This is a genomic window from Larkinella fluvii (genome assembly GCF_051857545.1).
GTDB lineage: Bacteria > Bacteroidota > Bacteroidia > Cytophagales > Spirosomataceae > Larkinella.
Map to the genome: position 1 here is coordinate 324,360 of NZ_JBPZHB010000009.1, position 24,296 is coordinate 348,655.

General features: G+C 52.0%; 22 protein-coding genes and 1 tRNA gene. 10 read left to right on the plus strand and 13 right to left on the minus strand.

Translation table 11 applies throughout. The annotated features are described in order from the left end of the window. Positions 1-206: 206 nt before the first annotated feature. The 3 genes from ACS5NO_RS24595 to ACS5NO_RS24605 form a co-directional block, all read right to left on the minus strand. Positions 207-1,226, minus strand: a complete 1,020-nt coding sequence (locus ACS5NO_RS24595) for a protein NO VEIN domain-containing protein (protein WP_439417585.1) — start codon at positions 1,224-1,226, stop codon at positions 207-209. 39 nt (positions 1,227-1,265) lie between these two features. After that, positions 1,266-1,826: a hypothetical protein gene (locus ACS5NO_RS24600; RefSeq protein WP_439417586.1), complete on the minus strand. Its 561-nt coding sequence runs from the start codon at positions 1,824-1,826 to the stop codon at positions 1,266-1,268. Between the two features lie 317 nt (positions 1,827-2,143). After that, a tRNA-Ser gene (locus ACS5NO_RS24605) sits at positions 2,144-2,228 on the minus strand. A gap of 108 nt (positions 2,229-2,336) precedes the next feature. On the opposite strand from ACS5NO_RS24605, the gene ACS5NO_RS24610 reads away from it, so the two are divergent. The 8 genes from ACS5NO_RS24610 (at position 2,337) to ACS5NO_RS24645 (ending at position 9,011) form a co-directional block, all read left to right on the plus strand. After that, positions 2,337-2,597, plus strand: a complete 261-nt coding sequence (locus ACS5NO_RS24610) for a 4a-hydroxytetrahydrobiopterin dehydratase (RefSeq protein WP_421831066.1) — start codon at positions 2,337-2,339, stop codon at positions 2,595-2,597. A 95-nt stretch (positions 2,598-2,692) separates the two neighbouring features. After that, on the plus strand, positions 2,693-3,361 hold the full coding sequence (rsmI, locus tag ACS5NO_RS24615; RefSeq protein ID WP_439417587.1) for a 16S rRNA (cytidine(1402)-2'-O)-methyltransferase: 669 nt from the start codon (positions 2,693-2,695) through the stop codon (positions 3,359-3,361). After that, positions 3,327-4,571 carry a lipoprotein N-acyltransferase Lnb domain-containing protein gene (locus ACS5NO_RS24620; RefSeq protein ID WP_439417588.1) on the plus strand — a complete coding sequence of 415 codons (1,245 nt, stop codon included), beginning with the start codon at positions 3,327-3,329 and terminating at the stop codon, positions 4,569-4,571. Before rsmI ends, ACS5NO_RS24620 begins: the two co-directional genes overlap by 35 nt. Further along, positions 4,558-5,406, plus strand: coding sequence for an inositol monophosphatase family protein (locus ACS5NO_RS24625; RefSeq protein WP_439417589.1), 849 nt, complete (start codon positions 4,558-4,560; stop codon positions 5,404-5,406). Before ACS5NO_RS24620 ends, ACS5NO_RS24625 begins: the two co-directional genes overlap by 14 nt. 12 nt (positions 5,407-5,418) lie before the next feature. Continuing rightward, positions 5,419-5,955, plus strand: coding sequence for a YfiT family bacillithiol transferase (locus ACS5NO_RS24630; protein WP_439417590.1), 537 nt, complete (start codon positions 5,419-5,421; stop codon positions 5,953-5,955). Between the two features lie 123 nt (positions 5,956-6,078). Next, a complete protein-coding gene (locus ACS5NO_RS24635; protein ID WP_439417591.1) occupies positions 6,079-6,252 on the plus strand; it encodes a FeoB-associated Cys-rich membrane protein in 174 nt (57 codons plus the stop codon). A 79-nt stretch (positions 6,253-6,331) separates the two neighbouring features. After that, entirely contained in the window at positions 6,332-7,702 is a 1,371-nt protein-coding gene (locus ACS5NO_RS24640) for a DUF4403 family protein (RefSeq protein ID WP_439417592.1), read from the plus strand. Positions 7,703-7,799: 97 nt separating this feature from the next. Beyond that, positions 7,800-9,011, plus strand: coding sequence for a metallophosphoesterase family protein (locus ACS5NO_RS24645; protein WP_439417593.1), 1,212 nt, complete (start codon positions 7,800-7,802; stop codon positions 9,009-9,011). A gap of 77 nt (positions 9,012-9,088) precedes the next feature. On the opposite strand, the gene ACS5NO_RS24650 is transcribed toward ACS5NO_RS24645, so the two are convergent. Continuing rightward, positions 9,089-9,697, minus strand: a complete 609-nt coding sequence (locus ACS5NO_RS24650; RefSeq protein WP_439417594.1) for a DNA-3-methyladenine glycosylase family protein — start codon at positions 9,695-9,697, stop codon at positions 9,089-9,091. 247 nt (positions 9,698-9,944) lie between these two features. On the opposite strand from ACS5NO_RS24650, the gene ACS5NO_RS24655 reads away from it, so the two are divergent. Next, positions 9,945-10,925 (plus strand): c-type cytochrome, encoded by a 981-nt coding sequence (locus ACS5NO_RS24655; RefSeq protein ID WP_439417595.1) that lies wholly within the window; start codon positions 9,945-9,947, stop codon positions 10,923-10,925. A 23-nt stretch (positions 10,926-10,948) separates the two neighbouring features. Here ACS5NO_RS24655 and ACS5NO_RS24660 read toward each other — a convergent pair whose 3' ends face one another. The 7 genes from ACS5NO_RS24660 to ACS5NO_RS24690 all read right to left on the minus strand — a co-directional run bounded on the left by ACS5NO_RS24660 (position 10,949) and on the right by ACS5NO_RS24690 (position 19,097). Continuing rightward, on the minus strand, positions 10,949-11,977 hold the full coding sequence (locus ACS5NO_RS24660) for a sensor histidine kinase (RefSeq protein ID WP_439417596.1): 1,029 nt from the start codon (positions 11,975-11,977) through the stop codon (positions 10,949-10,951). Positions 11,978-12,788: 811 nt separating this feature from the next. Beyond that, complete coding sequence (locus tag ACS5NO_RS24665; protein WP_439417597.1) at positions 12,789-13,484, minus strand: 2OG-Fe(II) oxygenase; 696 nt, start codon at positions 13,482-13,484, stop codon at positions 12,789-12,791. A gap of 58 nt (positions 13,485-13,542) precedes the next feature. After that, positions 13,543-14,412 (minus strand): methylated-DNA--[protein]-cysteine S-methyltransferase, encoded by an 870-nt coding sequence (locus ACS5NO_RS24670; protein WP_439417598.1) that lies wholly within the window; start codon positions 14,410-14,412, stop codon positions 13,543-13,545. 61 nt (positions 14,413-14,473) lie between these two features. Beyond that, positions 14,474-15,208 (minus strand): T9SS type A sorting domain-containing protein, encoded by a 735-nt coding sequence (locus tag ACS5NO_RS24675; protein WP_439417599.1) that lies wholly within the window; start codon positions 15,206-15,208, stop codon positions 14,474-14,476. 161 nt (positions 15,209-15,369) lie between these two features. Further along, entirely contained in the window at positions 15,370-17,286 is a 1,917-nt protein-coding gene (acs, locus tag ACS5NO_RS24680; RefSeq protein WP_439417600.1) for an acetate--CoA ligase, read from the minus strand. A 47-nt stretch (positions 17,287-17,333) separates the two neighbouring features. Continuing rightward, positions 17,334-17,555 carry a DUF6814 family protein gene (locus ACS5NO_RS24685; RefSeq protein ID WP_114405895.1) on the minus strand — a complete coding sequence of 74 codons (222 nt, stop codon included), beginning with the start codon at positions 17,553-17,555 and terminating at the stop codon, positions 17,334-17,336. A gap of 12 nt (positions 17,556-17,567) precedes the next feature. Further along, positions 17,568-19,097 carry an MFS transporter gene (locus tag ACS5NO_RS24690; protein ID WP_439417601.1) on the minus strand — a complete coding sequence of 510 codons (1,530 nt, stop codon included), beginning with the start codon at positions 19,095-19,097 and terminating at the stop codon, positions 17,568-17,570. Positions 19,098-19,298: 201 nt separating this feature from the next. On the opposite strand from ACS5NO_RS24690, the gene ACS5NO_RS24695 reads away from it, so the two are divergent. Beyond that, a complete protein-coding gene (locus ACS5NO_RS24695) occupies positions 19,299-21,863 on the plus strand; it encodes a TonB-dependent receptor plug domain-containing protein (protein ID WP_439417602.1) in 2,565 nt (854 codons plus the stop codon). Between the two features lie 114 nt (positions 21,864-21,977). Here ACS5NO_RS24695 and ACS5NO_RS24700 read toward each other — a convergent pair whose 3' ends face one another. Both ACS5NO_RS24700 and ACS5NO_RS24705 read right to left on the minus strand, forming a co-directional pair. Next, positions 21,978-22,661 (minus strand): carbonic anhydrase, encoded by a 684-nt coding sequence (locus ACS5NO_RS24700; protein ID WP_439417603.1) that lies wholly within the window; start codon positions 22,659-22,661, stop codon positions 21,978-21,980. Continuing rightward, entirely contained in the window at positions 22,627-24,243 is a 1,617-nt protein-coding gene (locus ACS5NO_RS24705; protein ID WP_439417604.1) for a SulP family inorganic anion transporter, read from the minus strand. The genes ACS5NO_RS24700 and ACS5NO_RS24705 overlap by 35 nt, the downstream gene beginning before the upstream one ends. Between the last annotated feature and the right edge of the window lie 53 nt (positions 24,244-24,296).

Genomic DNA, 24,296 nt, shown 5'->3' on the forward strand with positions numbered 1-24,296 from the left:
AAATAGGCGGACAACACGGAAGTATCCGTTATATCAAGAGGTGTGTTTTCTGCAATAGCGAATTTACAGCAAGGCAAGTACATGCCGCCTATTGCTCACCCAGATGCAATAAGGCGGTAGCTTTTCTAAAAAAAAGAAGTGGTTAGGAATCATATATTGTTTAAAATAAAACCCTAGACATGTCTAGGGTTTTATTTTTTGAGCTTTTACGTAATAAACAAATTGTTTTTAAATTTCAATCGGTATTGAATTGGAGTAAATTCAAATATATCCTCATTTATATTTTTAACTATTTCAACATCGCCAGTCTTTTTTAATAAATCGAAATTAAATACCCTATACAAATAATATTGATTTGCATGTATTTTAGAAAAATCCAACTCATTCATTGACATATATAATACAGTTTTTAAAGGGCCTTGCGTTGTTTTAACCTCTATGTACTTTTCTTCTCCGCTTGGTAAAAAAGATAAAATATCGTACCCAGCTCCATCTCCTTCAATTAATGAGACATGACGGACTTTATCAGCTAAATCAATCCTTCCTGCTTTTTCCAATAAGTTTTTTTCATACTGGAGAATAAAGTACTCTCCTTCTAATCCCAATTCCTTATTTTTAGCATCAATTATAGAATAATCAGGTGTTTTTCTACTTCTGAAGGATTTTGTAACAACTCCAGCAGTCTTTTGTAATTGTGGAATTCCTGGTTCTGACAATATATTTATCTGTTTATCAATAACATAGTAATCTTCTTTAAACTTATTTAAAGTAAGATTCATTTTGTTTATTAATTCCTTAGGTATCGGCCAATCTAATAACTGCCATTGGAAATAAACAGGTTTTTCTCTCTCAAAATCATGAGAAATATACTTAAGTCTCCCCAAATAGTTATAACTTCCTTTCTTGCTGGTTCTCAAGAAAAGATATATTACATTCTTTAATTCATCATGATTAATAAATTGTAAAATTTGGGAACTCATTAAATTTTGACTCGGCTGGGATTGCCAAGATAGCACGCCAAACTCTGTTATTCCTTCATCAAACGTATGCTCACCTTGTTGCTGCCCAAATGTCACAAAAAACACAAAGTCACCTGGACGGTTTGGGATTGATACTATACCTTGTAAGCCCCATGTACCGGATTGCGGAGTAAAAATAGTGTGAGGAGAAAATATACTGTGAACTTCTTTTCTATCATATTCTTTAAATAGTTGTAGTTTATTCATATGCCACTTTAATAAAGGTAATGATATACTAATTTAAAATTACTTTGAGGAAGGCCTTGTTATTAAAGTGTCTATCCATTTCCCATCTTTCCTAATGTACTTACGATAGGGCGGAGCTTGCCAAGGCCCAAATGATAAGCTATCTAAACGATTTATAACGGAACCTATTTCGGTTTCCTGGACAGCAATTTTATTATTTGATTCTCCCTGTTTATATGTATTATAAACACTCCATGTAAGCGCAAAAAGACTTACTAATATTGGACCTGATTTAAAAAGACGCTCTTCTCGTCTTTTAGCCTTTTCCTTTCTCTCTTGCTTTTGTTCCTCCTTAAAATATCCCCCCTTGTGCTTAAAGAAATACCTTCCTGCATCTGTTATACCAATTATCGTGTACTGCCCAGTTTCACCAAGCACTTTTATGTGTTTATCTTCTAATAGCTCATCAAATGCTAGCTTGAAAACAAGGCTATCTAGTCCCGATTCTTTAAGAGTCGAGTTGTAATCAGCGTAAATATTGTCAGCTTCTGGATTATAATGTTCTACATACCTTTTATAAACTACTTCTAAAATGGTATCTTTTTCGTTTGCTGATGTCATTTTAGTGTAAATTAGTTCTCATACAATAGTATATATTTCAATTAGTTTAAAGAATTAAATCACTTTCATTCTCAAAAGCCTAGTCATACGACTGGGCTTTCTTTTTATAACTAATTCGAGATTGACCCAGATATTCGATAGCATAAAACACCAATGAAACGACCTTCAAAGAAAGCAAATAGGGTAATCAGGTACAACTTTAACACAAAACACACAACAACATCCTAAATATCAGCTTGTTAACTTTTTTCAGTTATATAAACCCAGATACATGTTAAATGAAAAACCCCGAAAACAGCTCGTTTTCGGGGTTTTTGCAGAGGGAGAGGGATTCGAACCCCCGGACCTGTTACAGTCAACAGTTTTCAAGACTGCCGCGATCGACCACTCCGCCATCCCTCTGGGTCACTTATTGTGGGTGCAAAAGTAAGACGGTTTTTTTATTTTCCCAACACCCTCCGCCAAAATCCGTATTTTTTCCTTCCGATCCCCTAACTTGCCTTCCAAACCATCCGGGTTCGCGCCCGGTCGACGGCTATGTGGCAGGAAGAAAACAACCAACTCACCCGAACCTTCACGTTCCGGGATTTCAGCGAAGCCTTCGCGTTCATGACCCGCGTGGCCCTCATCGCCGAAAAAATGGACCACCACCCGACGTGGACCAACACCTACAACCAGGTCTCGTTCCAACTCAGCACCCACGACGCGGGCAACACGGTGACGGAGAAAGACCGCAAACTGGCGGAAGCGATCGACAAACTTATTGAGTGATTGAGCGAATGAGTGATTGAGTGAAGGACGGAGCCATCGCTTCTGGTCTGAACTCTTTTCACTCAATCGCTCAATCGCTCATTCACTCAATAAATATGAAACTCTACCTCGTCCCCACCCCCATTGGTAATCTGGATGACATTACGCTGCGGGCGGTGAATGTGCTGAAGTCGGTGGATGCCATTCTGGCGGAAGACACGCGCACGTCGGGTTTTCTGCTGAAACACCTCCAGATCAGCAAACCGCTCCACAGCTACCACATTTTTAATGAACACCAGACCGTGCAGCGCGTCATTGCCCAACTCAAAGCGGGCAAAACCCTGGCGCTGGTGTCGGACGCCGGAACGCCCGCCATCTCGGACCCCGGTTTTCTGCTCGTGCGCGAGTGCATCAAACACGAGATTCCGGTCGAGTGTCTGCCCGGCCCCACGGCCTTTGTCCCAGCGCTGGTCAACTCCGGTTTACCCGCCGACCGGTTTACGTTCGAGGGGTTTCTGCCCCACAAAAAAGGCCGCCAGACCCGCCTTTCCGAGCTGGCCGAAGAAACCCGCACAATGGTATTCTACGAATCGCCCCACCGGCTGGTCAAATCGCTGACCCAGTTTGCCGAGGTTTTCGGCCCCGACCGACAGGCCAGTGTGTCGCGCGAGCTGACAAAACTATTTGAAGAAACCGTTCGCGGTTCGTTACAGGAAATAATTACGTACTTTGCCGAAAAAACGATAAAAGGTGAACTTGTCATTGTTGTCCAGGGGAAATCGTAAACGGCTCGCCCGCGCCTTTTACATTCTGCATTTTACATTTTTCATTTTACATTCCTCGTTCGCCCAAACCCTTTCCCCCCAGGCCAAAGTCAGCCTGATCACGGTGGCGCCGGGGTCCGAATTGTACTCGTCCTTCGGCCATACCGCCCTCTGGATCAGCGACCCGATGTACGGCGTCGACCGGGTGTATAACTACGGCACCTTTGCGTCCTACGCCGACAACTTTTACGTCAAATTCCTGAAAGGCACCTTGCCCTACTACGTGTCGGTGTATCCCATGCCGAACATGATTTACGGGTCGCAGTTGGAAAACCGCACGCTCAAGGAGCAAATCCTGAACCTGTCGGATGCCCAGAAACAGCGGCTGTTTCAGCTCCTGGAAACCAACGCCCTGCCCGAAAACCGGGAATACAGCTACCGGTTTTATTACGACAATTGCGCCACCCGCCCGCGCGACATGCTCGTCAAAGCCTGTGGCGACAGCCTGCGGTTTGCCAACGTGGTCGATTCCACCAAGTCGTACCGCGACTGGATGAACGAGTACATTGCCAACCAAGCCTGGGCGCGGATGGGCATGAACCTCGGCATCGGGTATCCGGCCGACATCAAGGCTACGCCCTGGCAGGCCATGTATTTGCCCGACAATGTGTATACGGAAGTCGACCACGCCCGACTCATCACCGCCAACGGACAGGAAACACCGCTCGTGGCCAATAGCCTGATGCTGTTCCGGGCCGTCACGGCGGAAGAAACCAACGCTTTTCTGACGTATCTGCTTTCGCCGGATTTCTTTTTTGCGGTGCTGCTGGTGGTGGTTTTTCTGATCACCCGCCGTCAGCAACGGGCCAAAAAAGCCGGTTTCTGGCTCGACCGACTGCTGTTTGGTTTCACCGGTTTCTGGGGCTGGTTTCTGGTTTTTCTGTGGTTTGGCACCGACCACGGCGTCACGACCTGGAACCCCGCTTTGCTGTTCATGATGCCGCTCCACGTGCCGCTGATTTTCTGGGTAACGCGCCGGGGCAATCCGCAAACAATCCGAACCTATTTCCTGTTGACGATGGTGTGTCTGGTCCTGTTCTTTTTGTATGCATTTTTTCAGGATTACCTCTACGGGTTTACGTTCTTTTTACTAACCTTGTTGTTTCGCGCGTTTTACCAATTCCGCACGGCATCCACCCAAACCGCACCGTCCACTTATGCCAGGTCCTGATATCCAATTGGCGGGTTTAACCCAGCAGATCACTGAAATTGCCCGGCAGGCCGGGGCATTCATCCGGCAGGAAAGGCTTTCGTTTTCCAGTGAACACATTGAATACAAAGACGTTAACAATCTGGTTTCGTACGTCGACAAAGAAGCCGAGAAACAGATTGTCGAAGCCCTGCACACGCTGCTGCCCGAAGCCGGTTTTATTACCGAAGAAGGCACCACCGGCCAGAACGCCGACCGCACTGGCCTGAACTGGATCATCGATCCGCTCGACGGCACGGCAAATTTCATTCATAACCTGCCGGTTTTTTCGGTCAGTATTGGTCTGGCTGACGGCAAAACACCGATTGCGGGGGTGGTTTACGACATCAACCGCGACGAGTGTTACCACGCCTTCACGGGCGGAGGAGCCTGGTGTCTGCGCAACGGCGCGGTCGATGAGCGCATCGCCGTGTCGCCCGCAACCCGATTGAATGAAAGCATGATTGCCACCGGTTTTCCGTATTCCAGCATGGACCGCATCGAGCGGTATCTGGCCATTCTGGCGTCGCTCATGAAGCGCACCCACGGCCTGCGCCGGATGGGTTCGGCCGCCATCGACCTGGCCTACGTTGCCTGCGGACGGTTTGAAGCCTATTACGAATTCAACCTCAACTCGTGGGACATGGCCGCTGGGGTGTTGCTGGTGCGCGAAGCGGGCGGTATCGTCACCGACTTCAATGGGGGCGACGAGTTTCTGTTCCGGGGCGACGTGCTCGCCGGTTGCGCCATGCAGCCCGAACTGCTGGCCGTCATCGAGGAATACTGGAACAACGAAGGAGCGCTGCCGATTCGTTAAAAACAAGGTTTTATGTCCGACACCAACGATCTCCGCTATCCCATTGGCCCGTTTACGTTCGGCCATACTTATACGTTCGATCTGTCGCAGGAGCACATTGCCGCCATTGCGGTTTTTCCACACAACCTCACCGAACTGGTGGGCCGCTGGGGTGACAGCCGGCTCGACACGCCCTACCGCCCAGATGGCTGGACCGTCCGGCAGGTGGTGCACCACGTCGCCGACAGCCACATGAATGCCTACGTCCGCACCAAACTGGCGTTGACTGAGGCCATTCCGACCATTAAACCGTATGATGAAAACGCGTGGGCGACCCTCCCCGACTACCGGCTTTCCATTGCACCGTCGCTGGTCATTCTGAGCAACTTACACCAACGTTGGGTAGCGGTTTTGAACGCCCTGACCGAAACGCAGCTCCAGCGGCTGTATTTTCACCCCGAAAGCAAAAAACAGTTTTCGCTCGCCGAAGCCCTCGCCAACTATGCCTGGCACGGCGAACACCACTACCAACACGCCTACCAGCTCGCCCTCCGGAACCATTGGGTTTAGTTAAGAGTTAAGAATTAAGAGTGAAGAGTTAGCTGACGCGAGCGAAAAACAAGTGCCACAGCCAACTCTTCACTCTTAATTCTTAACTCTTAACTCAAATTAATTCTTAACTCTTAACTCAAAGTGTTCGAACAACTCCTCATCGGTCTGATTTTCCTGGGTGCGGTGGCCTACCTCGGTCGTCGGGCTTGGAAGAGTCTGTTCCGGAAAGAGGCCGGTTGTGCGAAGGGGTGCGGGTGCAGCACCGATACAAAAGTCGCGTCTGTTAACAAATCAGGGCGGTTACCAGTTAACTAATTGGTAGTACGTATTCCGGCCCAACATGACGAGTGACGCAAGCGGGGGAAGCCGATTCCCTTCTTATATTCCCATAACCGTGATTCTCGCTTTGTTGATGGCGGGTATCTTTTCCTGCAAAAAAGTCAACCCTGATCCCCCTGCTGCCCGCAATTTCGATGACTCCCTGACGGCCGACAGTTCCTACGTGACGGCTCCGATCCTGTTTGAAATTTCTGAACTCGAAGAAAAAATCAACAAGGCCCTTGGTGTTGTACTGGTTGAAAAAGCCGAAATAAAAAGCGGCAAATCCCGGTCTTTAAACCTGCGCATCGAACGAAACGGCCCCATTAAGCTGGCTTTTGACGGCACCCGGTTGACGTTCAGTGCATCCCTGAAGATCTGGATCAGCAACCCCATAAATCTGTTGACCAACTCGAAAGATACCAGCAATCGGGTATATAGCGCCATCGACGTGCGGTTTCGCAGCCCGCTGACGGTACAGGACAACTGGCGTGTGCAAACCCGCGTGGAGCTGGAAAACTATCGCTGGATTACCGAACCCCGGATTCGGGTGCTGGGTATAGACATCCCCGTTACCCGGCTGGCCGACCGCATTCTGGAAAAACGGGAAGACGGCATCGAAAATGCCATCGACAACGCGGTTTTTAACGAACTCCGGCTGGACCGCGAACTGCAAACCGTCTGGAACGATATTCAGAAACCGCTGCTCATCAACCGGCAGTTCCAGCAGGTTTGGCTACTGCCCCGCCCCTACGCTGTCCTGGTCGGGCCGATTCGCGGCAATCCGAAAACGATTGTGATTCCGATGCGGCTCAAACTGGGTGTCGACACGAAATTTGGTACCCGGCCGGTTTACACGCCCCTGGCCCAACTTCCGCGGCTGCAGAAAGTGACCTCGCTGCCCATGATGTCGCGCATCAACCTTTTGAGCCGCATTCCCTACACGCAACTGACAGCGGTTTTGAATACCTTCATCCGGGGGAAAAAGCTCAACGTGATCAACCACCTGGTTAACATCGAAAAAGCCGATATCTACGGGGGTGAACACGCCCTTATCGTTCGGACAGACATCAAAGGAGCCATTCGCGGGAGTCTCTACTTTCGGGGCAGGCCGACCTTCGACACCGTCCGCAACGAACTGGTGATGAAAAACCTCGACTACGACATCCACACGGAGCAATCGCTGGCCCGGGTCGCCGACTGGCTGCTCCACGATACGCTCAAAGACACCTTGCAAGCTACGCTGAAACTTCCGCTTCAGGAACATTTTACGCTGCTTCCCCATAAAATCGAGACGGCCTTTTCGCGGGCTAAAGTGGGAAGAAAAGCCCGCATTGCCATTCCGAAGTTTGAGTTGAAACCCAAAGCCATTGCCGTCCGACCCGACGGTTTGTACATTCTTCTCCACGCCGATGCCGCGATGCGGCTTGAAGTTGTAGATTTGTAAACTGTAGACTATCCATTTCACTCCAACCCCGAATACGAGCCAGCCGTTCGGCCTTTCGATGCACTCTTTTCGGGAGTTGGAGACACTTTTTCCACCAATGAGTTCAGAAAAAAGAGACCCGGAGCAATACGTCGATTTAGGGCATAGCGATGTGGAAAACCACCTCAAAACGCAGGTGGCTTTGTACGAAAAGCGATTGAAAGAAGGCGGTTCGGCCAACAAAGTGGCCGCTTTTTTTGCGACAAATCTGTTCGGATTCGCCTACCACTACCTCAAAAGCCGCTTTGGCCCCAAAGCCGCCTACCAGTTTTATCCTAGCAACGGCGACGACGGCATTTATCCGCTGCATACCTACTCCGAAACCGTAACCTTGGCACTGGTGTCGGACTGGGCCACCGACACGCCCGAATCCGACCTGATCGGCCACCTGATTCGCGATCACGACCCGGATTATACCCTTCACCTCGGCGATATTTACTTTGTCGGCACCCCGGAGGAAGTGGCCACCAACTTTACGGACCCCGATGCGTCCTGGCATTTTGGCAAACACGGCAGTCTGGCTTTGTCGGGCAACCACGAGATGTATTCCAACGGAACGGCGTATTTCAAACACCTGCTACCCGCCATGAAAATCCGCAAAGGGAGCCAGATTGCCACCCAGCAAGCCGGTTTTTTCTGTCTGGAAAACGAACACTGGCGGATTATCGGACTCGATACGGGCTACAACTCGACCAACCGCCCATTGCTGGAAGTGCTGTTTAAACCCGACTGCAACCTGCGGAAAGAGCAGGTGCAGTGGTTGACCGAAACCGTAAAGCTGGGCAACCCGGACGACAAACGCGGCATCATTTTCCTGAGTCATCACCCGTATTTCTCCTCCTTTCGCGACGATCACCCGGTGGTGGGTCGGCAACTCAAAACCATCTTCGGAGCTGCCGAACGGCCGGTTCTGTGGTTTTGGGGCCACGAACACCGCCTTTCGTTTTACAATCAATATGGTTTTCCGGACGGTATTAAAGCCTGGGGGCGTTGTGTCGGCCACGGTGGCATGCCCGTCGAAACCGATCCGCCGGACCAAGGCCACCTGGGCCAGCTTGTGTTCTACGACCAGCGCGTTCGGGAGCGCATCCGCCGTCGCGACGTCGGCTTTAACGGTTTCGCCCTGCTGTCCATCAACGGCCCGGCCATCGACATTAACTATATCGACCAAACCAACAAAACCGTCATCGCCGAACGCTGGACCGTCGACCCCGCCGGGGCTTTATCCTCCGAAATCATCGAAGTCCATCCGGACGTGACGAAATACTGAAGGAGTTATGAGTTAAGAATGAAGAGTTGGCTGACGCATGCTTCACTCTTCACTCTTAACTCATAACTCTTAACTCTTTAGGGTTTCCACCGCCACAGATACCGTGACGCCAGCGTGCGGTGGGGGCGCCAGGGCTCGGCGATTTCGTGCAGGCGTTTGTAGAGCGCCCGCCCGGTTTCGGTCAGACCGTAGGCTTTCACCATCTTCTGCCGAATCACCAGATCATCGATCGGGAACACGTCGGGGCGATCCAGCACAAACATCAGCAGCATCTCCACGGTCCAGCGGCCTACGCCCTTGATCGGCAGCAGGTATTGCACCACTTCTTCGTCAGTCAGTGGGCCTAAGTACTCATTCGTCATCGGGTTTTGCAGGGCAAATGCGGCCACACTTTGCAGATAGACGGATTTCTGGCCCGACAACCCCGCGCTCCGCAATTCCTCCGCCGACTTGGCCACCAACAGTTCCGGATAGGGATAACCATCGGGAAACAGGGCCAGAAACCGGGTAAAAATGGAATCGGCCGCTTTGACAGAGATCTGCTGGGAGACGATGCTTTCCAGCAACGCCAGGTAAATCCGGTTTTTGGCCGGGTCTTCGTCGTATACAAACGCCACTTTGGGCAAGGGCGTCGACGCAATAATCTGCTTCAGAATGAGGTCTTTGGCGAGATGGTCAAGTGGCATGGGAAAGGTACTTTCTGGTCCTTGAATAGAAACAATAAAGATCGGAAGGAATGCGCAGACAGACACGGTTTCAGGCCGGTTTTCCGCTCCCCAACCGACCCGTATGATGGGCTTCTTTTGACGCTTCATCCGGAAGTTGTTACGGTTCAGCAGGTTGAAAATTGGGAGGAGAAGGGAAGTGCGGCAATTTTGTACTGTCCGGATTGAAAAAAGCCTATCCACACCACTTTTTTGTTCACTCACTCCCATGAAAAAAGTTTTTAAAATCATCGGCTACGCATTGGGTAGCCTTGTTTTGCTGATCGCCGGTTATTGCACCTACGTAGCCGTTGCGGGCGTGCCGAGCTACGACCCGCCCACGATCCCGGAAATCACCGTCGAAAGCACCCCCGCCCGCGTGGCCCGTGGCGAGGTGATCGGCCAGATCCAGTGTCTGGCCTGCCACGCCAACAACGAAAACCGCCTGACCGGGAAGTATCTGGGGGAAGTACCGGCCCTCTTCGGCAAGCTCTACTCCAAAAACATTACCCAGGACCTGGAAAAAGGCATTGGCAACTGGACCGATGGGGAATTGATTTACTTCCTGCGAACCGGCGTCCGGCGCGACGGCACCTACGCTCCCATCATGCCGCAGTATCCCAACATGGCTGACGAAGACCTGAAATCGGTGGTGGCCTGGCTGCGCTCCGACCGCTTCCCGGTTCAAGCCACCAAGGAAGAAGCCCCGGAATCTGAACTGAGTTTCGTGTCGAAACTCCTGACACACACCTTGATGAAGCCCCTCGCCTATTCACCCGCACTCGTTTCGCTGCCCGACAGCACCGATCCGGTTGCGTGGGGCAAATATACCGCCGACGCCATTGGCGACTGCTATAGCTGCCATTCCGGCGACCTGATCGATCAAAACAAGGTCCATCCTGAAAAGAGCAAAGGCTATTACGGCGGTGGCATCGAAATGAAAGGCGAAGGCGGAAAACCGGTTATTACGGCCAACCTGACCTTCGACGAGCAGACGGGGATCGCCAAAAAATACACCAAAGAGCAGTTCATCCGGGTGGTGAAGCTCGGTGTTCGGCCCGACGGCTCGGTTCTCAAACAGCCCATGTTTCCGCGTCCCATGCTGTCGGACAACGAAGTGGGCGCGATTTATGAATTCCTGAAAACCGTGCCGAAAATTCAGAATGACATCGCCAAAAAGAACGCAGAACTGCAACTGGCGGAGAAATAAAAACGGGGGTCGGCGGCCGCTGGTCAGACCAGGGGCAACGTTACCCGAAACTCCTGCCCAGTTTCTTCGATTTTCGGAACCGGCTGGCCCAGCATCTGGTATTTGGTCAGGATGTTGCTCAGGCCCACCCCGTTGGAGAGAATCCGGCTGGCCTTGCGCTGGAGGTTGTTGCTCACGATCAGGTGCTGTTGCGCATCGGTCGTGAGCATAATCGTGAGTGGCTGTTCAGGCAGAATGATGTTGTGTTTGACGGCATTCTCAATCAGCAATTGCAGCGTCAGGGGCGGAAGGTGCATCGTTTCCGTGCCCGGATAAATCCGGGTCACCAGCGTCAGGGCTTCGCCGTGGCGGGTTTTCAGCAGATGATAATACGATTGAATGAACTCCAGCTCGTTTTGCAGGGGCGTCAGCGCGCTTTCGTTGCTGCGGAGCAAATACCGGTAGACCGAACTGAGTTCTTCGGCAAATACTTCGGCCTGCTGTGGGTTTTCGCTAATGAGCGCCGTCAGCGAGTTGAGGCTATTGAACAGAAAATGCGGGTTGACCTGCTGACGAAGGGTGTCGAGCTGGGCCTGAAGCTGGGCCTTGCTCAGCGTATCGACTTCCTTGCGCGATTGCTGCCAGTGTCCGAAGCTATCCATGCTTTCGTAGGTGATGACCACAATCGCCACGATGATGGTGGTGAACACCAGACCCAGCAACAACCGGCTCACTTCCGGTTCGAAACCCGGCATCGCGATGAACCAGTACACGAAAAAGAGGACCGCAACGTGTAACCCGGAACTGAGGGAGCAAAACAAAAAGCGTCGGAAGGCGCGGCCTACGTATTGTTCAGGGTCCGGATACAACTGGTTGATGCGAATGGCAATGCCGTTGTTGACATACCAGGCCGTAAATGACTCCAGAAAGGCTAAACCAGTCGCCAGCCCGAGGGTCGTCCAGTTTCGCCAGTAGTCGTCGCCCAGCAGTAACCAGTTCAAAATACTGATATACAGTGGAACAACGATGATTTGTAAAAGCCAGTCGTATCGGGAATAGGCCAGAAGTTTCATAGGAAGCAGAAAGCAGAGCCGCTTTTCAAATCTACGAAATTCTCCAGACAGGTCAAGTCGGTTTTCCCAAACCATCCGAAACCGGTTTAGGTATAGGTTCGTCCAGGCGGCCGAATTAAAGAACCGCTGCCATTGATCAGATTTGATTGTTAACCGCAAACAAGACCCTGAAAGCATCACCTCATTAGCCCCGGATGCAATTCGGGGAATGGGAAACGCAAACACCAGACCCTGAAAGGGTCCAATCATTAGCCCCGGATGCAATTCGGGGAATGGGACATGCAAACACCAGACCCTGAAAGGGTTGAATAGATAAAATCCGTTATTGATATGACCCTTTCAGGGTCTGGTTCGTTGGCGGGGCTCGATTCCATTCCCCGGATTGCATCCGGGGCTAATGAGGTGACCCTTTCAGGGTCTTGTCCGTTCGTTGGCGGGTCTCGATTCCATTCCCCGGATTGCATCCGGGGCTAATGAGGTGACCCTTTCAGGGTCTTGTCCGTTCGTTGGGGCTCGATTCCATTCCCCGGATTGCATCCGGGGTTAATGAGGTGACCCTTTCAGGGTCTTGTCGGTTCGTTGGGGCTCGATTCCATTCCCCGGATTGCATCCGGGGTTAATGAGGTGACCCTTTCAGGGTCTTGTCCGTTCGTTGGGGCTCTATTCCATTCCCCGGATTGCATCCGGGGCTAATGAGGTGACCCTTTCAGGGTCTTGTCCGCTCGTTGGGGCTCTATTCCATTCCCCGGATTGCATCCGGGGTTAATGAGGTGACCCTTTCAGGGTCTTGTCGGTTGGTCAGAGAATGGGATTATTTGGCATCGTGGAAAATGATGCCTAGCGTGTACCGGTTTCCGGAATGAACTGCACTGACGCCGTGCTTCATCGTGACCCGTGAATACCCTCTCTTTCCCTTCTTCGGACGGAATTGCGTGGTAAACAGCAGAACGTCGCCTTTTTTCGGCGTGAGAACGGTCGCTTTGGACTGCGCCCGTGGAACCTGTTCGGTTAACACAAATTCTCCACCAGTGTAGTCCGCGCCTGGTTCGCTCAAGAAAACGACGGCCTGCAAGGGGAAATAGACATCCCCGTACAAATCCTGATGCATCGCATTATAGCCACCGGGACCGTATTTCAGCAGCAACGGAGTCGCCCGACGCTGCTCATTCCCGTGGCACTCATCCAGAAAACCGGTGTGTTCTTCGGGGTAATGAATCCCGAGTTTCAACAAACCTGCCCACTGATTCGCGACCGGAGCAATGGCTTTATAAATGGCCGTTCGCATCGTCTGAATGGGTTCGGGAAGCGGATACTGGAAATATTTGTACTCCCCCTGTCCGTAGCCGTGCCGTTCCATCACGACTGTTTTTCGAAAATGACCCGGTTCGTCGTACAACGCCTTAAGCGACAGGCATTCGTCCTGATGGAGAACCTGAGAGAGAAGCGCAAAACCGTTCGCATGGAGCGATTCGCGTGCGTCATCCCAGTTCAGTTGATCGATTCTCATTCTGCGGTCTGTTTTATAAGGATTTATTTTCTCTTATCTAACTTCTTACGTCGACCGTTTATTTTCCCGCATAAGCGGCTTCCCAACCTAACAAGGCGGTTTTTCGGGTGGCTCCCCAGCGGTAATTCCCAAACAAACCGGTTTTTCGGATGACGCGGTGGCAGGGAATCAGGTAGCCCACCGGGTTGGAGCCGATGGCCGTTCCGACCGCCCGCGAAGCGGCTGGCATGCCAATAGCCGCAGCAATCTGATCATAACTTACCACTTGCCCTTCCGGAATGCGCAACAGGGCTTCCCACACTTTCAGTTGAAACGGAGAGGCCTTGACCAGAACCCGCAACGGTTTTCGTTCGGAATCGGTAAAAATCGTATTGGCCAGGGGGAGAAGCGGTGCAGAATCGGGGATGACCGTGGCTTCAGGCCAATCGGTGGCAAATCGGTGGGCGATGCTCATGACGTCAGTTGGCTCGGCTTCTTCCAGGAACTCCAGCCGACAGATTTTATCACCGATCGTTCCCAGCAGATACGGTCCAAAGGGGCTTTCAAAAACCGCATACCGGATCGTCAACCCATCGCCGGCCTGTTTGAACTGACCGGGCGTAACGCCTTCCAGCACCACAAACAGATCGTGTAAACGGCCCGTACCGGACAGCCCGGCTTCGTCGGCGGCTTCCGCCAGGGTGAGGCCACTCCGCAACCGTTCCTTGGCAAAATCGAGGGTTAAATACTGTAGAAATTTCTTGGGACTCACACCCGCCCAATCTGAAAATAACCGCTGAAAATGGTATTCGCTCAGGCTGGCACGGTCGGCCACCTCGGTCAGCGAGGGTTGCTGACGAAAGTTCTCGGTCAAAAACTCAATCGACCGGGCAATCTGCTGGTAGGTAGGATTGGCTTCTGTTTCGTACATGGTTATTGTCGTTTGCATGAAACAAAAGTAGGCCACAAACCCCGTCGGAGAAACCCGATTCTTGCGGACTTTTCCGAGCTTATTGCTTGATAAACCGGCGGGTATAAAACTGGTGTTCCGTCCTGAACAGGATGATATACACGCCTTTCGCCAGGGTCGAAACGTCGATCTGGTGCTGCTTCCCCACTTCCAGTTGCCGGGTTTGCAGCGGCTGACCCGCCAGGGTAATGATTCGGACCGAAAGGGTTGAATACGGCAGATCGGGAACGCTGATCGTCAGCAGCTTGTCGGCCGGAACGGGGTAAATTTTTGCCAGATCCGGCTGGTGCTTACCCATGATCTGTTCCAGTTCATTGAAGAATTTCGTTTTAGACATCTCTTTATCAGACGACATGATCCGGCCACTGATCCGTTGATCTTCCCGAACGACATAGGTACCACAGCCGTTCAATTGATAATCACCGTTTCGCTCATCCTGATAATACGCGTTTTCGATCCGGTCGAGAATGAGGACGAGTCTATCGCCTTTCTTAAAGCCATTCGTGTAGAGTCGGCACATAAACCCCGGATCACCCCACACCCGGACCACAGACTTTTCCTCGCTCCCGTTCAATACCTCCAGAATTTTTACGTCCATACCGTGTGCCTCGTGGTCCCGGACTTCCGCCCGGACGATCAGCACACCGGGTTGCCAGGCGGCTTTCTCTGCAATGGTGAAAAACGATCCGGCATCCATACAGCTACATGCCTGAACGTCGGTTATCCCGCCCAACCCCGTTCCCACCATCATCACCAGTAGTAGTATTCGTCTCATCATCTCTCCGTTTTTTTGAGAGAGATTCCAATTCGGCCGGATTGGTTGGAATCGGTTTACGGTTTACGGTTTACGGTTTACGGTTTACGGTTTACGGTGGCTGACGCATGAAGCACGCGTCATCCACCGTAAAACGTAAACCGAAAACCGTAAACCGATCTTTACCCCTTCACACTGATTAGCGCGCCCGCTTTGATTTCATCGACCACGGCCGGATCCAGCAGCGTCGAGGTGTCGCCCAGACTTCCGGTTTCGCCTTCGGCAATTTTGCGCAGAATCCGGCGCATGATTTTACCGGAACGGGTTTTGGGTAATCCGCTGACAAACTGAATCTTGTCGGGTTTGGCAATCGGCCCGATTACGCGGCTCACCGTTGCCAGAATATCCCGTTTCATCAGTTCCGCATCGCTGTGCGACACCTGACTTTCGGCGATGACATACGCATAAATACCTTGCCCTTTGATGTCATGCGGATACCCGACCACGGCACTTTCCACCACGCCGGTGTGCATGTTGATGGCATTTTCTACCTCGGCGGTTCCAATGCGGTGGCCCGACACGTTCAGCACGTCATCGACCCGACCCGTAATCCGGTAATAACCGTCTTCGTCGCGTAAACAGCCGTCACCGGTGAAATACAGTCCTTTGTAAGTGCTGAAATACGTTTGCTTGCACCGTTCGTGGTCGCCGTAGGTCGTGCGGATGATGCCCGGCCAAGGAAACTTGATGCACAGATTTCCGCTCACGCCGTTGCCTTCGATTTCCTGCCCGTTTTCGTCCACCAGCAGGGGCTGAACACCCGGCAGCGGCAGGGTGGCATACGTCGGCTTGGTTTTCGTTAGTCCGGCAATGGGCGAAATCAGAATACCGGCGGTTTCGGTTTGCCACCACGTATCGACAATCGGACAGCGGTTTTTACCAATATGGTCGTCGTACCAGTGCCAGGCTTCTTCGTTGATCGGCTCGCCCACCGAGCCCAGCACTTTGAGTGAACTCAGGTCGTGGTTTTCCACTTTTTCCAGCCCAAAACTCATTAGCGAGCGGATCGCGGTTGGGGCCGTATACAGAATATCGACCTTGTATTTATCGACAATGTCCCAGAAACGACCGTTGTCCGGCCAGGTCGGAACGCCCTCGAACAGCAGTGATGTAGCACCACAGGCCAACGGACCGTAAACGATGTAACTGTGTCCGGTAATCCAGCCAATGTCCGCCGTACAGAAATGCACCTGACCGGGTTCATACTGGAACACATTCTGGAAAGTGTAAGCCGTAAAGATCATGTAGCCCCCGCAGGTATGCACAACGCCTTTGGGTTTGCCCGTCGATCCGGACGTATAGAGGATGAAGAGCATGTCTTCAGCGTCCATTTCTTCGGCGGGGCACTCGGCGGTGACCTGCTTCAGTTCCTGCTCCATCCAGACATCCCGGCCCTTGATCATCGAAACCGGGGTACGGGTGCGGGTCAGTACAATGACCCGTTTAACGCTGGGGCATTGCACGAGCGCGTCGTCGACGGTTTCCTTCATCGGAATTTCCTTATTCCCCCGATAGGCCCCATCGGACGTAATGACCAGCCGACACTGCGCATCGTTGATCCGGTCGGCAATGGACTGGGCCGAAAAACCGCCGAACACCACGGAGTGAACGGCGCCGATGCGGGCGCAGGCCAGCACCGCAATCGCCAGTTCCGGCACCATCGGCATATAAATACACACGCGGTCGCCTTTGCCAACCCCATTGCGTTTCAGCACGTTCGCCATTCGGCACACCTGATCGTGCAACATGCGGTAGGTCAGTGTAACTCCGGCTTCGTGCGGATCGTTGGGTTCCCAGATGATGGCGGGTTGATCTCCGCGCTCAGCCAGATGCCGGTCCAGACAGTTTTCGGTAATGTTGAGTTTACCCCCCACAAACCACTGCACATTCGGTTCTTCAAAATTCCATTGAAGCGTTTTTTTCCACGGCTTTCTCCACTGAAAATTCTGAGCGATTTCAGCCCAAAAGCCTTCGGGGTCTTCGACACTGTAGCGATACGCTTCCTGGTACTCGTCAAAGGTTCGGATTTGAAAATTCATATGCTTGAAATACTAAAGTTCAGGCCGCTAAACTACAATTATTTGCTCTAATTTTTATCGTATTCTCCCTGCCAGGCATACCGCCCGAACAACGCCAGACCGGCCGTAATAGGAAAAAAAATGACGACAATCACCAGCCAGAATACGTAGTCTTCCGCACTGGCGGTATCGGACGTTAGTTTCTGGATGGTTTGATACGGTAACCCGATCATCAGGGCCAGTCCGGCCAGCATACAAACTAGACCGAGTACTTTTTTTATGGCGTTCATTGCGGGAAGGGGTTAGTCGTCAGCGGTTTTGTACTGTTTTTTGTCGATGTATAAAGCCCCGATCACGAAGCAAACAGCGGCTATACCAATCGGATACCACAAGCCCTGTAAATACGCTTCGAGCGTGTTTGTCTTCTTCGCCGTTTCAACGAGACTCGTTGCGATAAACGGTGTCAAACCGCCAAAAACGCCGTTTCCAATGTGGTAGGGCAACGACATGGACGTATACCGGATCCGGGTCGGAAACAGCTCGACCAGAAAAGCCGCAATAGGGCCGTAGACCATCGTAACGTAGAGCACCTGGATAAAAACCAGAACGGTCATGAGCCAGAACGACTCGTCTCCCAACGTCACTTCCTTCACCACCGCCGTGCCGGGCGCGGCACCGGTTTTGGGTTGGGTTTCCCGGTACACCGTGCCGTCGTCAAAATAAGAAACCGACGAAATCGTGGCATTAAATTCTTTCGTATCCCCGATTCGTTCCTGTTTGGTTTCGATGCTTCGCCGGAAGGTCTGCTCGTTTTTCTGCGTCAGGTCGGCCAGGTTGTACATGGCCCGGTAAATGGGTCGGTACGTCAAGACGCCGAGCAACATCCCGGCCAGCATGATGTTCCGGCGACCGATGCGGTCGGACAAACCGCCAAAAATGACGAAGAACGGCGTCGCCACCATCAACGCAATGGCAATGATGTAATTCGATTGCGCAAACTCGACGTTGCAGACTTTCTGAATGAACGACAGGGCGTAAAACTGTCCGGTATACCAGATAACGCCCTGCCCCGCCGTGGCCCCAAACAAGGCCAGCAACACCATTTTCAGGTTGGCTTTTTTGCCAAAACTCTCCTTCAAGGGGTTAGTCGAGACTTTCCCTTCGCTTTTCAGTTTCTGGAAAATAGGCGATTCCGACATCTTTAGCCGGATGTAAATCGAAACCCCGACCAGAATGGACGACAGCAGAAACGGCACCCGCCAGCCCCAGCTCGTGAAGGCGTCGGTGCCCATCGCCTGCCGGGTGAGCAGAATGACACCCAGCGAAACGAACAGGCCGAGCGTGGCCGTTGTCTGAATAAAACTGGTGAAATACCCCCGCTTGCCATCGGGCGAGTGTTCGGCTACGTAGGTAGCCGCCCCACCGTATTCACCGCCTAACGCCAACCCCTGAACGAGTCGGAGCAGCAACACCAATGCCGGTGCCAGCATGCCGATGGTTTCGTAATCCGGCACACAACCAATCAAAAACGTTGACCCGCCCATCAGCACGAGCGTTAGCAGAAAGGTATATTTTCGACCCACCAGGTCGCCCAGCCGACCAAACACCAGCGCCCCAAATGGCCGCACGATGAAACCGGCGGCAAAGGTTGCCAGGGTTGATAAAAAACCGGCGGTGGGATTGTCTTTCGGGAAAAATTGGGCGGAGAGAATCGTTGCCAGACTGCCAAAAATGTAGAAGTCATACCACTCGATGAGAGTGCCGACCGAGGAGGCCGTTATGACCCGCCAGACTCCGGTTGCTTCGGAGGGTGCGGATTGTTTGATACGCATGTACTGTGTAGGGGTTTGGAATGCGGCATAAAAAAGCAACTTAAACCGCTTTTTTCCTAGACCTCTGCGAAAAAGGAGTGTTTTTAGGCTGAAAAAGGGCTTCTGTTTCTGAATTGTAAATCCTGAACCTGTAAAAACCAATAGCGTTATATTTGTTTGGATATAACGAATCGTTATCTTTCAGCAGAAATAACGCCGGGTATGAAATCCTTCTTCGTTCCGCTCCTTCTGATTGCTCAACTGACTGAGGCCCAAAGCCGGTCTGACAGCACCCGTTTTCAGCGGGATTCGCTCCGAAAAATTCAGTTGAACGAACTTGTGGTGACGGCGTCGCGGGTACCGGAATCCATTTTGAAATCGCCCGTCAGCATCGAACTTCTCGATGCGCGGCAAATCCGGCTGTCGGCCCAGCCGTCGTATTTTGATGCCATTGAAAATCTTAAAGGTGTTCAGTTGCTGACCTCCAGTCTGGGCTTCAAAGTGTACAACACGCGCGGCTTCGCCAATCCGACCAATGTCCGGTTTGTGCAGCTCGTGGATGGCATGGACAACCAGGCCCCGCACATCGGTGCGCCCATCGCCAATGCCCTCGCACCCTCGGATCTGGACATTCAGCAGGTCGAAATTGTGCCGGGAGCGGCTTCGGCACTGTATGGCATGAACGCCCTCAACGGATTGGCGCAACTGATCACCAAAGACCCTTTTACGTCGCAGGGGCTGAGTGTCAGTCAGAAAACCGGGGTGAATCACGTCAACGATCCGCTTGTTTCGGCGAAATTGTACAATGAGACCAGTCTGCGGTATGCCCGGACGCTCGGTTCCCGATTGGCGGTCAAACTGAACCTGACCTACCAAAGTGGCTACGACTGGATTGCCCGCGATCCGGACGACCTCAATCCCGGAGCCAATGCGTCGCTGGGATTGGTCGGTGCCGAAAACCCCGGCCAGGATCGGATCAATGTCTACGGCGATGAATCGGCCAACCGCCGGACGCTGACGCTCGATGGCAAGAAATACGTCATTTCCAGAACCGGTTATTTCGAAAATGAAACCGCCGATTTAAGGCTCCACAACCTGCGGGGCGATGTAGCAGTTTTCTGGCGTATTCGCCCCGGTTTAACGGTTTCGTACCAATACAAAGCCTCAACCCTCGCTACGGTGTATCAGCGCACCAACCGCTTTCGACTGGATGATTACCGGCTCGACCAGCACGGCCTGACGCTTGAATCGCCGTCGGTCCACTTCCGCGCCTACCGAACGCACGAAACGACCGGCGACTCCTACAACATTCGCTCGATGGCGGAGAACATCGATCGGTCGTTCAAGTCCGACAATCAGTGGTTTACCGACTTTTCCAACCACTTTCTGGCCGCTACGAAAACCGGGCAGCCCAGTTCCCAGGCTCTTCAAACCGCCCGCACCATCGCCGATCAGGGACGACCGCAGCCCGGTTCGGCCGCGTTCAATGCGCAGGTTGACAAGCTTCGCCAAATCAACAATTGGGACATCGGAGCGGCATTACAGGTGCAGTCGTGGCTGTATCACGCAGAGGGTCAGGCCGAACCAACGAAAGTGCTTTGGTCGGGTTTCCGCGAAAAAACCGGCCTCAACCTGCTGGCGGGTTTCGACTACCGGCAGTACGTCGTTTTTCCGGATGGCAACTATTTCATCAACCCCGAAGAGTCGGGCCAGAACCTAATTTACTACAAAACCGGCGGTTTTTTCCAGGCATCGCGGTCGTTTTTTCAGGAGCGTTTAAAGCTGACCGGCTCAGTCCGGGTCGACAAAAACCGCTATTTCGACACCCGGTTGAACCCGCGGGTATCGGCGGTATTTTCACCCGGCGAACGGCACCATTTCCGGGCATCCTACCAAACCGGCTACCGGTTTCCGTCGCTCTTCGAAGCGTTTTCCAATGTCAATTCGGGGGGTGTGAAGCGGGTCGGGGGCTTGAAAATCATGTCGCAGGGCATTTTTGAGCGCTCCTATTTCCGGACATCGATCGATGCCTTTCAGACCGCCATCAACACCGATGTCAACACGAACGGGTTGACGACCGAACAGGCTATTCAAAAGAATAAAGGGTTGATTCGGGCCAATACCTACACGTACCTCAAACCCGAGCAGGTCAATAGCCTGGAGTTGGGTTACAAGGGCTTGTTCCTCGAAAACCGCCTGTCTCTAGATATCGATTTCTACTACAACGTGTACCGGAATTTCATCGCCCAAGTCGAAGCGAATGTTCCCAAAAGCAGCAATCCGGATTCGCTGGCCTATTCTCTGGCCGACCGCACCAAACAGGACCGCTACCGGCTCTGGACTAATTCTGAAACGAAGGTTTTCAATTCCGGTTCGAGTCTGGGCGTACGGTATTCGGCGGGTCGCAATTGGGTTCTTTCGGGGAATGCATCACTGGCCCGACTCGACCGCACCGATCGGGGCGATGGACTGGAAGAAGCGTTCAATACCCCGAAATGGATTACCAATGTAGGAATCGCCAACCCGACCCTGTGGAAGAACCTCGGCTTTTCGGTGCATTTTAAATACCAAAGTTCGTTTCTCTGGCAATCGTCACTGGCAACCGGCCGGGTTCCCGCCATCCATACCGTCGACGCCCAGCTTCGTTACGATTTAACAAAACCCGGCTTGTCGTTGAAAATTGGTGGTACCAATCTGCTAAACCGCCCCTATACCACCTTCGCAGCCGGACCCAGCGTTGGCGGATTGTATTATGCGACGGTGGTGGTGAGGGTATTGGAGAAATAAAAAAAGGAATGTAAAATGCCAAATGATGAACGCCAAATGTAAAAGTAAGGAGCACCAGCCCACTTTTGCATTTGGCGTTCATCATTTAACATTTTACATTCCCTACCATTTCCATTACTTCAACAGCCGAATATCCGTCGTCAATGCTTTCGACAAACCGTCTTCGTCGCCCAGATCGCGAACGAACTGAACGTCGGCTTTGTCTTCCGGCGACAAATTGACGATTTCTTTCAATTGCCCGTTGTGAATGTCAAACACCCAGCCATGGAGCCAAAGCGGTTGTTTCTGATTCCAGGCATTCTGGACAATGGCCGTGTGGCCCAAGTTGTACACCTGCTCCCGGGTGCTGAGTTCGACCAGGCGATTGAACCGGCTGGGCTCGTCGGGCATGTTTTTCAGTTCATCGAAGTATTTCTCCTTCACGTTCTGAATATTCTGCAACCAGTTGTCAATCAAGCCATAGCGTCTGTTGTGCAAGGCGGCTTTTACCCCGCCACATTCGTAATGACCACAGACAATCACATGCCGGACTTTCAGCACCTCGACGGCGTATTGCAAAACACTGAGCAAATTCAGATCCGACGAAATGACCTGGTTGGCGATGTTTCGGTGAACGAACATTTCGCCCGGAAGGGTACCGGTGATTTCCTCGGCAGATACCCGGCTATCGGAACAGCCAATCCATAGAAAATCAGGCTTTTGGTCGGCTGCCAGTGCCTCAAAATAGAACTCATCGAGTTCCAGTTTGTCCAGCGCCCAGGCCTTATTCGCTAATAGTAACTTCTCGTGTCTTTGCATGGGTACGTAAGCTACGTTTTTTTAATGAAACATTTTTCAGTTCATACTTGATGTCCAGCGTGTGCGCCGTTTCCTTGAAATCCTGCAGGATGTTGTAAATATCGTGGTCGATAAAGGAAGCGTGGGTACCATCGACCAACACTTCATCACCCGTCTGCAACTCGCGCAGGGTTTCTTTCAACTGGGGCTTCACCAGAAAATACATATCTTTCTGAATCTTGATCAGCACCCGGTTTCCATCGCGCACCACCCGGAAGGCAGCCTGAAAGTTGGTCAGCAGAACAAACACGATGCCGACCACCAGACCAATCCCGATGCCTATGAGCAAATCCGTGAACACGATACCCAATACCGTGACAATGAACGGAATAAACTGATAAATACCTTCCCGGTACGTCTTTTTGAAAACTTCCGGTTTGGCCAATTTATACCCTACGGTGATCAACAAAGCCGCCAGACAGGACAACGGGATCAGGTTCAGGAACGGGGCTCCCAGAAAAACCGCCAGCATCAAAAACAGACCGTGAACAATGCTCGAAACCCGGGTTTTGCCCCCACCGTATACGTTGGCCGATGTTCGCACAATGACGGATGTCAACGGCAACCCACCAACCAGTCCTGAAACCATGTTGCCAATTCCCTGCGCCACCATTTCCTGATCGGGCGACGACACCCGTTTTTCCGGATCGAGTTTATCGGCGGCTTCCAGATTCAGAAGCGTTTCCAAACTCGCTACAATGGCGATTGTAACCGCCGTGACGTAGACCTTTGGATTGGTCAGGGCGCCAAAATCCGGAAAATAGAAAATAGAAAAAACGCTTTTTCCGGCTTCTATTTCCGGAATTTGCACCATGTGCTGGTGTCTGGAGGTCCCCAGATACCACTCGGGCATCATGACCCGGAACAGTTCATTCAAACCGACTCCCAAAACCACCACCGCCAACGCGCCCGGGAAATTCTTGAAAAAACCGATGCCTTTTTGGGCGGCTTTTCCCCAGAAATGAAGCAGGATAAAGGAGGCAAAGCTGATGATGACAGCACCGGTGCTGGCCGTCACCACGGCCCGGTAAATTTCGGAAAGGGTGTTTTCACCGTCGGCCAGTTGCTGAAAAGCAAATTCACCCTCAAAATCATTATCCCGACCCAGGGCGTGGGGAATCTGTTTCAGAATAATCACCAGGCCAATGGCAACCAGCAGGCCCCGAATGACACTATCCGGAAAATAACCGCTAAATTTCCCGGCTTTTAAGACGCCTAATCCCAGTTGAACAATACCGGCCAGAACCACCGCCGTCAGAAAGACTTCGAACGAACCCAATCCGGTGATGCTATCAGCCACAATGACGGCCAAACCTGCCGCCGGACCACTGACGCTGACTTCTGAACCCGACAGAAATCCAATAACGAGACCGCCAATCATGCCGGCCACCAAACCCGAAAACAAGGGCGCACCCGACGCCAGTGCAATCCCCAGACAGAGGGGCAGTGCTACCAAAAAAACCGATAAACCGGCCGGTAAGTCCGAGCGAAACGTAGAGAGGGAATAATGCGATAAGGTCTTTAGAGGTCTAAAGAATTTCATATTATCTTCAATTATGATGAAAAATTAGCGTAGCATAGTTCTGTCTTGCAGGC

What these genes read in the sequence shown, in the direction of transcription:
- ACS5NO_RS24700 (WP_439417603.1), bottom strand. Translation starts at nt 22,661, where the DNA reads ATGCAAAGACACGAGAAGTTACTATTAGCGAATAAGGCCTGGGCGCTG.
- ACS5NO_RS24670 (WP_439417598.1), bottom strand. Translation starts at nt 14,412, where the DNA reads ATGCAAACGACAATAACCATGTACGAAACAGAAGCCAATCCTACCTAC.
- ACS5NO_RS24685 (WP_114405895.1), bottom strand. Translation starts at nt 17,555, where the DNA reads ATGAACGCCATAAAAAAAGTACTCGGTCTAGTTTGTATGCTGGCCGGA.
- ACS5NO_RS24600 (WP_439417586.1), bottom strand. Translation starts at nt 1,826, where the DNA reads ATGACATCAGCAAACGAAAAAGATACCATTTTAGAAGTAGTTTATAAA.
- ACS5NO_RS24695 (WP_439417602.1), top strand. Translation starts at nt 19,299, where the DNA reads ATGAAATCCTTCTTCGTTCCGCTCCTTCTGATTGCTCAACTGACTGAG.
- ACS5NO_RS24660 (WP_439417596.1), bottom strand. Translation starts at nt 11,977, where the DNA reads ATGAAACTTCTGGCCTATTCCCGATACGACTGGCTTTTACAAATCATC.
- ACS5NO_RS24625 (WP_439417589.1), top strand. Translation starts at nt 4,558, where the DNA reads ATGCCAGGTCCTGATATCCAATTGGCGGGTTTAACCCAGCAGATCACT.
- ACS5NO_RS24650 (WP_439417594.1), bottom strand. Translation starts at nt 9,697, where the DNA reads ATGCCACTTGACCATCTCGCCAAAGACCTCATTCTGAAGCAGATTATT.
- ACS5NO_RS24630 (WP_439417590.1), top strand. Translation starts at nt 5,419, where the DNA reads ATGTCCGACACCAACGATCTCCGCTATCCCATTGGCCCGTTTACGTTC.
- ACS5NO_RS24705 (WP_439417604.1), bottom strand. Translation starts at nt 24,243, where the DNA reads ATGAAATTCTTTAGACCTCTAAAGACCTTATCGCATTATTCCCTCTCT.
- ACS5NO_RS24595 (WP_439417585.1), bottom strand. Translation starts at nt 1,226, where the DNA reads ATGAATAAACTACAACTATTTAAAGAATATGATAGAAAAGAAGTTCAC.
- ACS5NO_RS24665 (WP_439417597.1), bottom strand. Translation starts at nt 13,484, where the DNA reads ATGAGAATCGATCAACTGAACTGGGATGACGCACGCGAATCGCTCCAT.
- ACS5NO_RS24675 (WP_439417599.1), bottom strand. Translation starts at nt 15,208, where the DNA reads ATGAGACGAATACTACTACTGGTGATGATGGTGGGAACGGGGTTGGGC.
- ACS5NO_RS24645 (WP_439417593.1), top strand. Translation starts at nt 7,800, where the DNA reads ATGAGTTCAGAAAAAAGAGACCCGGAGCAATACGTCGATTTAGGGCAT.
- ACS5NO_RS24690 (WP_439417601.1), bottom strand. Translation starts at nt 19,097, where the DNA reads ATGCGTATCAAACAATCCGCACCCTCCGAAGCAACCGGAGTCTGGCGG.
- acs (WP_439417600.1), bottom strand. Translation starts at nt 17,286, where the DNA reads ATGAATTTTCAAATCCGAACCTTTGACGAGTACCAGGAAGCGTATCGC.
- ACS5NO_RS24655 (WP_439417595.1), top strand. Translation starts at nt 9,945, where the DNA reads ATGAAAAAAGTTTTTAAAATCATCGGCTACGCATTGGGTAGCCTTGTT.
- rsmI (WP_439417587.1), top strand. Translation starts at nt 2,693, where the DNA reads ATGAAACTCTACCTCGTCCCCACCCCCATTGGTAATCTGGATGACATT.